Here is a 9345-nt window from a genome sequence, read left to right on the forward strand (position 1 = left end):
AGCTGCCGTCTCATTCAGAGCTGCCGTCTCATTCAAAGCTACAGTCTCATTCAAAGCTACAGTCTCATTCAGAGCTGCCGTCTCATTCAGAGCTACTTCCTGGACCTCTGGTGTCTCGACCGCGGCAACAGACGGGGTTTCGCCTGCCAATGCTACGGCCTCTTTGCGGGCAATGCTGCCCAGCTTCGTTGGCTCGAGCTTCACGGTCTGATAGGTGCCTCGTAGGGTAGCGTTGGTCTCATCCATCAGCTTGATAGAGTACGAAGCATATGATCCCATCTGGATCGAGTAGGGAACGATGGATCCCAGCTTTGGCGAGTATGGGACAATGAATCCTTGCTGGATGGAGTAAGGAACCATGGATCCGTCTTTGATGGAGTAGGGAATCCTGATGCCCAGTTCTGGAGAGGCGCTCACAGAATTTACTTCTGTTACCATATCCGAGGTGAGGTTATGAGCGGCAACTCCGGTTGAGAAGCTAAAGCCTTTTCTTCCAGCATTGGCTGCGGTATTGGACAGCACTCCTGCTGATGTGGCGGTATAAGATTGACTTCCTGCAGAGCCTGCAGAATAAGACTGATTCCCTGCCGAGGCCACTGTATAAGACGGATTTTCTGCCATCTCCTCAGAATAACCTAGAGCAGGCATCATAACAATGGCTGCTATCATGATGGCCATGCTGATGGCCAGAATGTTTTTCATATCGAATCCTCCTTTTGCTCTTGCATATGACATTTATGACTATGGCTTGAACATCCTCCCTTTTGAGAAGAATTGTCGTGGATTCTAGTTATTCTTCATATAAATAAACTTTCGTGGGCAAAGGGCACCATAAGGTTGACGCATTGCATTTATGATTTTTTTTAATATCCAGCAAAAGGAATCCGGTAGAAGGGAGAATACCGATTCGAATTAGCCGATTGTCGATATCTATATCTTATACAAACTATTTAATTTATTTTTTATCCACTTCGTTAATTTAGCTGCTGATTACAGAGGCAGGAGATGAGAGCCATCGCAGCTTATGCCCTCCTCAAATGCGAATCCCTCCCTGCAGGTGGAGAAGGTGATGCCAGTCTGATGGGCATGGGATGCTACATCCTCCAGAATGCTCCTTCTCAAATCCGCCGGAAGATAGCTGCTGCCCGAATATCTCCCTCCCCGGGAGAAGAGCGCTTTTAGGGCCGCTCCCTCCTCCGGAAAGGCAGCAGTGATTTTTTTTATGCTATCTGGCCGTGCCTTATATGTGGAGGAGGTTATATGCCTGACCCCAGCGGAATGAAGAGAATAGACCAGGTCCTCGATCCCGCAGTCATTGATTCCCGGGATGATGGGATCGATTCTGGCTGACAGGGGAATTCCCGCTCGAGATAGCTCATTCAGTGCAAAGAGCCTTCTTTTTGGCGATGGCGCCCCCGGCTCCAGCCTCAGGCTTAGGGAATCATCCAATGTGGTGACTGTGACGGCCACCGCCGCCTTCATTGCGGCGAGGAGATCGATATCCCTGGTGACAAGATCGGACTTTGTGACGATCTGCACCCGAAAGTTCCTCTCTTTCAGTATCCTCAGGCATCCCCTGGTCAATCCCAGCTCCTTTTCTATGGGAGGATAAGGATCGGAGCTGTTGGAGATAGCAATAAAGAGTCCGGGGACGACCTTGGCCGCCTCTCGGTCAAGCCTCCTCAATAGATCGACCTTCGGCCGGCAGGAATGGAACCGGGGGATATAAGATGAGGCATAGCAGTAAAGGCAGCCGTGCGGGCAACCGGTATAGGGATTGAGGCTGAGCTTGGCAGGGCAGGTGCACAGCTCGCTCTTCCAGGGGTCAAATGCTCTGAGGATCATCGGCCAGAGGATGAAAAAAGCCTAGTCAGTTCATCCGCATCCTCCCAGGAGGCAAAAAGATCGATCCCTAAAACCTGAGGGCGGACGATGGCATAGCCCTTATCGTTCCTGCGAGCACCCTGGATCTTCAGCTTGAGGAGAACCTGGGGATTGACACAAGCACCAGTATCATCCCATTCTCTGGCTAGGGCTTTCAACTGGCGATCCAGCTCCAGAATATCCTTCTGGCCCGATTGACCCCCTATCCAGCCCACTGGCACGAGGTCGTCCCCTTCTCGCAGGGCGACGAGAAATCGAGAGAAGATCTGATCACTGCTCCTCCGGCCCCACTCCGCCCGGACGATAACGGCTGATATGGACATCTCTCTTCCCACAAAGAAATCGCATCTGCTGCATTCTCCAGGCCGGTAGAGGCCCAGAAGGCTCCGCACCATCAAGCCCACTCCGCCCTCTTCCACCATCTGGTCCAGATGGCTCTGAATAGAGTCCTTCTTTAGCTCCTTCTCCAGGACGATACATTCACGGGTCGCAGATATTCCCTGAAAGGGCATGGACCTGGGCTCGCCCAAAGCTTTCAGCATCCTCTTTCGCCTCTCCTGAAAGGGCAGGGAGGTGGTGTCCTCGCCAGAAATGTAGATAAGATCGTAGGCTAGCAGGGCAGGCGATATGCTGCTTCTTCGGGAGAGGCGGCGGCGGTTGATATATCTGAGCATATCCGATTGAGAGCACATCTCCCCCTCATGAAAGCCGATCAGATCGGCATCGATTATGAATTCATCATCCATGCCGCTCAGCCTTTGGGCCAGGCCGTTTAACGAGGTGGTGATGTTCTTCTGCCGGGAGCTGAAGATATAAGCCCCATCTCCTGTATTATGAACCTGCACCCTCAGGGCATGATACCTGGGTAAAACCGCCCATCCCACTGATTCCTCTCCCACCTCTCTTACGGTCTTTAGATCCTCTGCCTTCAGGGCGCATAGCGTCATCGGCTTTATGGGAATGCCCGGCTGGATGGACGCTCTTTCCAAATGGTTTCCGGCAGCCATGATGGCGATCTTGCCCGGGTCCGGCAGGAGGCTATAGGCCCTCTGAATCTGATCCGGGTCACAGCAGAAGGCCAGAGCAAAAGCAGCAAGCATGGTCTTATCGCCGGTTCCGGCCAGCATATTTCCTAGAACTGTGCGAGCGATATACTTTCCCTCAAGGGGACTCGCATCCTGGAAGAGGCCCCGGAGAAGAGCGTTCTTTCTCTGCTCGGAGTCCTTGCCCCGAATCAGAGAGATCCGCCTTAGCTGTTCGTATACGGACATGGACTGTAGAGGCTCACTGGAGAGCGAATGCTGGCCTTTTTCCGCCAGTGCAGCCTCCGCCACCAGCCCCATCTCCCCCATTCGATCTCTGAGCAGGGATATATTCTCTTCTGAGATCTCCTCCAGAGCGGCAGCGACTCCCTCTGGCCCCACCCCCATCTCCCTGCCCTCCCAGGGCGGCCAGAGCTGGCCCAACAGGAGACGGACCGTGGGGCAGAGCAATTCAGGTTTCATCTCTACAATCAGGCGGGAGCACAAATCCGCTTTGCAGCTGCGCGGGGCGGAGGATAGCTCCTCTATGGACTGGGCTATTTGGCGATAGAGCATTTACCTCGCGATCTTGATCTTTTTCAGTTCATCTGCTCTCTTAGAAAGCTCTTCGATCATCGAGTCCAGCTCCTTGAGGAATGGACCGGTCTCGTGGGTTGTGGTCGCGCCGGGAGCGGTTGCCTTGATCAGACCCTCTTGTTCCAGTATTCTTAAGGAATAACGCACCTTATGACTGGGTATGCTCGTCTCCTCTGCCAGCTTGAGAATACCAATGGGCTCGTTCTCTACCACATGCTTGAGTATGAGCAGGTGCCTCTGCAACATCTCAAGCTCCCCGCTCACCTTCTCAGTCAGAATGGATATCACATCCCTTCAATAGATAAACAGATACTGATAGGGGGAGCGCACTTATAATTCCATCGATTGACATGGTGCATGCTAGCACGGCTAAAAGAGATGATCAAGTGCAGCAACGGGCATTGAGGGGGTAATCGAAAGGAAAACGAGAAGAGATGCTAATATGAGCGAGCAAAAGGGGAAGGCAGAGCTATAGGGAGGCAGTGGCACCTCCTATATGAGCTCCATCAATAACGTGCCCGCCTGGATAGGAAGTCTATGCCATGCCTTGAGGTCACCCTCTTGCTCATGTCCTTTCCCAGTATTTGGGGAGACGAGACTCCTGTAACCACCAGCATGGTCCTCAGGGTATGGTCGAGGTTCTGGTCTATTTGTGCTCCCCAGATGATGCGAGCCTCAGGATTTATCTTCTGATAGACCTCATCCACCACGGTCTCGGCATCGGTGATGGTCATGTCAGAACCTCCAACCACGTTAACCAGGGCGGATGTCGCGCAGGATACATCCACATCCAGGAGGGGGCTTCGCAGGGCTTTCGACACCGAATCCCGCGCCTTCTCCTCTCCCTGTGCCTCACCCATTCCGATCATAGCCACTCCGCCGTTTGTCATCACCGTTCTAACATCGGCGAAATCCAGGTTGATCAGACCGGGACGGGTTATGAGCTCAGTAATACCTTTGACCGAGCGCATCAGCACCTCATCCGCCACCTTGAAGGCCGCCTGCAGGGGAAGGTTGGGAACGACATCCAAAAGGCGATCGTTTGGCACCACGATCACGGTGTCCGAGACCTCTCGCAGCCTATTTAAGCCCGCTTCTGCATTCTGCATTCTTATCGTCCCCTCTGCGCTGAAGGGAATGGTAACGATGGAGATGGTAAGAGCGCCCGCCTCACGGGCCGCCTCTGCCACCACGGGCGAGGCGCCAGTGCCTGTGCCGCCCCCAAGGCCGCAGGTGACGAAGACCATGTCTGCTCCATCCACTGCCGCTCTGATCTCATCTATATCCTCTTGAGCAGCCTCTTCACCGATGGCAGGCAGGCTGCCCGCGCCCAGGCCGCGAGTTGTACGCCTGCCGATCAGGAAACGGCGATCGGCATTGATATGCAAAAGGTGCTGAGCATCGGTGTTCACCGCAAAGAGCTCTGCCCCCTGGATGCCGCATTCTGCCAGGCGGTCGATGGTGTTCGAGCCTCCTCCACCACAACCAATTACCCTGATGACCGTGGTCAGTTCCTCGAGAACTGACACTAGCTCCTCATCGCTCTTAATCATGCTGGAAGGCTTGACCCTGCTCTCAGCCTCAGCCCTGCCCATGGCATCGTCGATGATGTACTTCATATCCATCCCCTCTTCTTTATTCTGCCATATTCTAGTAATCTATTAGTATATAGATTTTTGCATAGAGTAAATTGGAGCATCTTGAAATATTATATAGATGTTTAGGAGAAGGCATTTGAATTTGGTTGTACATAATCAACTTGAAGTATGTGAAAATCATCTGCCTGAATATCAGAAAATTCCATTACTTAATTAATATCAAAATATTAAAAATAAACCTTTGTAATAGCTCTGTATGCCGATTTCACATCGAGCCAGCTCGGGCGCACCTTTTTCCTTTGATATATAAAATCAATTCGATTTCAAAGACTTGAGCTTCTCAATCTGCTTCATCACCCTCTCCGCTTCCTTTGCATTCTCCGACTCCAGATACTGGACGATATCCGGAAGGCTGCGGTTCAGCTTATAGATGCGATAAGGTCGACCTTTTCCAGGATTCCTCTCATCCCTCTCTCTAACCCATTCCAGCCTTCTAATCTCTCTCATGGCAATGCTAACTTCAGGCTGGCGCAGATCGGATCCGATCTCAATCTCCCGGCTGGTTGCCTCGGGCACTCCCGCTAGATAGGTCAGGACCTTGGCCACGTTCCTCTTGAGGCCTATCTTCATTAAGATGGATGCAAACTCGTCGCGCTCGGCAGCGATATCAGCGGATGCTGATGTATTCAAAGCTTTCACCAGGCGCATAATGAATGATAACATATATATAAGTTTCGTCAAAAATAATTCGGTTGAGATAGAAAATTTACCTTACATAAATATTATATTTAATCTCAAATATTAGAGAATCATGGAGAAATTGCATTGGCCATGGATAGGCAATGCAAAGAGACAAGAACAGGCAGACAAGGATATAGCCGCTGTAGGCCCTCTTGAGGTGGACGATATGCATAAAATGGAGCTACTGGGAAGATCAGCCATAAAGGTGAGCGAGGAAGAGGTAACGGAAGCCACCGAGCCGGTGATCGAATGGTGTCCTCTTTTCGATAAGGTCCGGGGAATAAAAAAGGTGACAAAGGAGTCCGCGGCTGCCAATATGGAGTTTCGCATTAAGGAGCATGGAATGTTCTCCGCCCGCCGGAAGCTGGAGATGGACACATTCGTCGGCTTTGGGGCATCCGAATCGATGATGACCGGCCTTATGAGGGGTATTATCGATGCTGCCGTTACCGTGTGCGATGGCGCTGGAACGGTCATCACCTCCAATGGATCACTGGTCCAGGGCATGGGCGGATACATCTCCGGACTGGTGGAGACGGACCCCATCCCAGAGGTGATAAAGGGCATAAAATCCAGGGATGGGCATGTCCTCTCTCCCGAGAGTGGCAGGATCGATCAGCTGGAGGGCGCGGCCTATGCCATAAGCGCTGGATACTGCCGGTTCGCGGTGACGGTAGCAGATGCCCAGACTGCAGAGAGGCTGAGGGAGCTGGAGAGATCAACTGGAGTGCGGATAATGATAATCGGGGTCCATCTCACAGGGATCAGCAAGGATGATGCCAGAAGGCTCTTGAAGGCGGCGGATATCGTCACCAGCTGCGCTTCCAGGCATATCCGAGAAGAGGCAGTACCCCTGGTGCAGGTAGGAACCGCGGTGCCTCTCTTCGGCCTGACCCCCTGGGGAAAGGAGCTGCTGGTGGAGAGGGCAAAGGATGTCTCTTCGCCGCTGCTGATAAACACCATGCCCCTTCCCGTCCTCCCGGAGAAAAAGCAGCCCAGGCCTCTGGTCTAGATCTTGGATAATGGAATCCTCAGCAAAGAGACTCTGAAAAATATAGCTGCCTCATGGGCAGGGAAGGGTCATAATGGAGGCGTTGCCGCTCTCCAGCTGCATCCTCATATTTGTATAGCCCTGATAGCTTCCGGTCATGATGTAGGCAGGAGCGGAGCTGGTGCTTCTCTGCACCCGCGCTCCCACCCTTGCCGTTCCATCCGCTTCGGTGTGGATGCTGTACACTGAGTTCTCATTGGTCTGGCTCACGGAGGTGTCTTTGACCAGGTCCCGGATCTCAGAGTAGCTCTCGGAATAGATCGATCCCACCTCGTAGTTCTTGGCGCAGAGGGCGTTTCTCAGGTCGCTCTTGGTGATGGGCTCGCTGTATGAAGATGGCTTGTTCTGGTAGACTCCCCATTCATTGGCCCAGATCTCATTGAATCCATCCTCAAATCCGCCATAGACATGAGCGTCAATGGAGCGGGATATTGTGCCTGTACCTCTGGTCCCAGTGACCAACTTCTGGCCGTGCAAGCCGCTGGTTGTCTGGTAGATGCGCATATCATCCGAGTATCCCTGATTGTAGATCCAGGAGTGCTCAGTCATATTCTGAGCAACTCCCGCTGCTGGGGGAACCAGAAGGCCCAAGCAGGCGATGATGCTAAATACCGATATCATCAGAAACCCGGATTGCCACCATTTCATATGCGCAACTTCATCTCAATCGAATATAAATTTGATCCTGATTCTATCCTTGCTGCTCATTCCTTTCTTCAGCCAATCTGCTGCTCTCCACTCTATTCCCTCCCCTGCGTTTGATGTCCTTCAGCCGCCTCTCCAGGGAGGCTGCCAGGTCAGGTGAGGGGCTAGCTCCATAGTAGTCCAGCCGGGCGGCAAGGGCGAGCTTTCCAGCCAGAGCGCGTGCCACCTTTCCCCGCAGCCTTCTTGGAGCCCCCATGACTGCTGGATGGCGGAAGATTATCCCGTGCTTGGGGGAAGGGGCATGGCCGTCAAGATGCTTGAAGAGGGACTTCTCCGCCCCCATGACCTGCACCCGGGAGGAGGGCATCTTTGCCAGCCGGCTCAGGCCTCCTGCCCTGGATATGAGCCTCGCTGCCAGGATCGGTCCGGCCAGAGCGGAGAGGTTTGGGGAGAGTTGCTCTGCTCGAAAGCTCACCTCCTCCTCCATGCTCTTCCTCGATTCCATCAATCGGAGAATGGACCTGGCAAAGGGTCCCATAATCCGATCCTCGCAGAGCGACTCCGCCAGATCCTTTCCATGAACGATCCTCTGATGGTGCAGGCGATGCCACTCATAGAGCCTCTCATCCAGTAGATTTATCGCCTCAGTCATATCGTCTATGGCCTCTACCGCCTGGAGGAGGTCCTGTTCTGTGGTAGCCAACTGGGCAAGCTGGCGGCGAACGAGGCCCAGGGCGATCTCTCTGAGGCGGGCGTTATATTCGATATCATCTGCCGCATATCCATGCATTAGGGCCAGGCAGCGCAGGTCGGGCTGAACGGATGGGCCGGCAGGAAGAGGCTTCTTTAAAAGGGCGTCTATCATCCTCTCTCCATCTTCAGCTAAGAATACTGATCCAGTCTCCGAATCAATTCTTCCAAACCAGGTCGCGATCTCCATACAACCATACCTCCCGGCAATAAGCCATTTGTTTTCTCTTGGTCGTCTTTTATCTTCTCTCTAATCTATATTATCCTCTTCCATTTCACCCCGTTTTCTGAAAGCTGCAAGTCTTGCTTATGTAATCTCCGGAGATTACTTTCTCTCTGCACAGATCTTCCTTAAATAGTTCAAGAGCCAAGTTGCTATCACCTCTCAATGAAAAACAGGGGGCATACGGGTAATGAAAGAAATAATAGATCAGATATCGGCTCGTCTCAGGGAGCAGAACATCCTTGTCCCTGATGAGGAGATTGAGGTTCGCCTAAAGAAGCTAATCGACGATTTTCGCGTGCCGGAAGGAGAAGCAAGAAGATCGGTCTTGAACTACTTCCAAAAGGAGCATGGAATTATGCCTCAAGCCAGGGCCAGCTCGGAGAAGGTCAAGCTCTCCGAGATCAAGGAATCCGGCCGGTGGGTGGATTTGGAGGTTAAGGTTCTGGATCTCTGGGAGCCGGCGACTGAAGCCATCTCTCAGACCGGACTGGTCGGCGATGGCTCGGGAGCAATGAAGTTTGTTAAATGGAAGAAGTCCGATCTGCCCGATCTGGTCTTAGGCCAGAGCTATTCTCTGAAGAAAGTGATCACGGATGAGTTCCAGGGCCGGTTCAGCATAAAGCTGAATCGCACCAGTCAGATAGAGCCCCTGGAAAATGAGGTAGAGGCAAGATCGGTCAGCAAGGCAGCGCAGGAGATGAAGGTGATCGAGATCAGCGAGCCCGGACTATGGGTCGATCTGAAGGTCAAGGTGGCTCAGCTCTGGGAGCCGAACAGCGATTCCATCTCCCAGTCGGGCCTTATCGGCGATGAGACCGGCTCTATAAAGTT

9 protein-coding genes and 1 pseudogene are annotated in these 9345 nt (G+C 52.7%); 2 read left to right on the forward strand and 8 right to left on the reverse strand.

The genetic code is table 11. The features are described 5' to 3' along the window. From BP822_RS09525 to BP822_RS09550, 6 genes are all read right to left on the reverse strand, one after another. On the reverse strand, window positions 1–702 hold a 702-nt coding region (locus tag BP822_RS09525; RefSeq protein WP_286878198.1), incomplete at its 3' end, for a hypothetical protein. A 288-nt stretch (window positions 703–990) separates the two neighbouring features. Then, entirely contained in the window at window positions 991–1845 is an 855-nt protein-coding gene (locus BP822_RS09530; RefSeq protein ID WP_013719248.1) for an SPL family radical SAM protein, read from the reverse strand. Further along, a complete protein-coding gene (locus BP822_RS09535) occupies window positions 1842–3482 on the reverse strand; it encodes a hypothetical protein (RefSeq protein WP_286878199.1) in 1641 nt (546 codons plus the stop codon). The genes BP822_RS09530 and BP822_RS09535 overlap by 4 nt, the downstream gene beginning before the upstream one ends. After that, entirely contained in the window at window positions 3483–3791 is a 309-nt protein-coding gene (locus BP822_RS09540; protein WP_013719246.1) for a winged helix-turn-helix transcriptional regulator, read from the reverse strand. A gap of 218 nt (window positions 3792–4009) precedes the next feature. Continuing rightward, window positions 4010–5122, reverse strand: a complete 1113-nt coding sequence (ftsZ, locus tag BP822_RS09545; RefSeq protein ID WP_013719245.1) for a cell division protein FtsZ — start codon at window positions 5120–5122, stop codon at window positions 4010–4012. A 291-nt stretch (window positions 5123–5413) separates the two neighbouring features. Beyond that, complete coding sequence (locus BP822_RS09550) at window positions 5414–5809, reverse strand: ArsR family transcriptional regulator (RefSeq protein ID WP_048132993.1); 396 nt, start codon at window positions 5807–5809, stop codon at window positions 5414–5416. A 199-nt stretch (window positions 5810–6008) separates the two neighbouring features. Between BP822_RS09550 and BP822_RS09555 the strand changes: the two genes are divergently transcribed. Beyond that, window positions 6009–6854 (forward strand): methanogenesis marker 8 protein, encoded by an 846-nt coding sequence (locus BP822_RS09555; RefSeq protein ID WP_342674278.1) that lies wholly within the window; start codon window positions 6009–6011, stop codon window positions 6852–6854. A gap of 51 nt (window positions 6855–6905) precedes the next feature. On the opposite strand, the gene BP822_RS09560 is transcribed toward BP822_RS09555, so the two are convergent. Beyond that, window positions 6906–7541 carry a hypothetical protein gene (locus BP822_RS09560; RefSeq protein ID WP_273270885.1) on the reverse strand — a complete coding sequence of 212 codons (636 nt, stop codon included), beginning with the start codon at window positions 7539–7541 and terminating at the stop codon, window positions 6906–6908. A 43-nt stretch (window positions 7542–7584) separates the two neighbouring features. Further along, entirely contained in the window at window positions 7585–8478 is an 894-nt protein-coding gene (locus BP822_RS09565; protein WP_286878201.1) for an NOP5/NOP56 family protein, read from the reverse strand. 223 nt (window positions 8479–8701) lie between these two features. Between BP822_RS09565 and BP822_RS09570 the strand changes: the two are divergent. Then, window positions 8702–9345, forward strand: a pseudogene (locus BP822_RS09570) (replication protein A); the annotation flags it as partial.

It is taken from the genome of Methanosaeta sp. UBA458, assembly GCF_002496085.1.
In the GTDB taxonomy this organism is placed as follows: Archaea; Halobacteriota; Methanosarcinia; order Methanotrichales; family Methanotrichaceae; genus Methanothrix; species Methanothrix soehngenii.

Bases quoted from the DNA above. Each gene is read 5' to 3' on its own strand.
- BP822_RS09535 (WP_286878199.1), bottom strand. From the start codon at position 3,482: ATGCTCTATCGCCAAATAGCCCAGTCCATAGAGGAGCTATCCTCCGCC.
- BP822_RS09560 (WP_273270885.1), bottom strand. From the start codon at position 7,541: ATGAAATGGTGGCAATCCGGGTTTCTGATGATATCGGTATTTAGCATC.
- BP822_RS09555 (WP_342674278.1), top strand. From the start codon at position 6,009: ATGCATAAAATGGAGCTACTGGGAAGATCAGCCATAAAGGTGAGCGAG.
- BP822_RS09565 (WP_286878201.1), bottom strand. From the start codon at position 8,478: ATGGAGATCGCGACCTGGTTTGGAAGAATTGATTCGGAGACTGGATCA.
- ftsZ (WP_013719245.1), bottom strand. From the start codon at position 5,122: ATGAAGTACATCATCGACGATGCCATGGGCAGGGCTGAGGCTGAGAGC.
- BP822_RS09550 (WP_048132993.1), bottom strand. From the start codon at position 5,809: ATGCGCCTGGTGAAAGCTTTGAATACATCAGCATCCGCTGATATCGCT.
- BP822_RS09530 (WP_013719248.1), bottom strand. From the start codon at position 1,845: ATGATCCTCAGAGCATTTGACCCCTGGAAGAGCGAGCTGTGCACCTGC.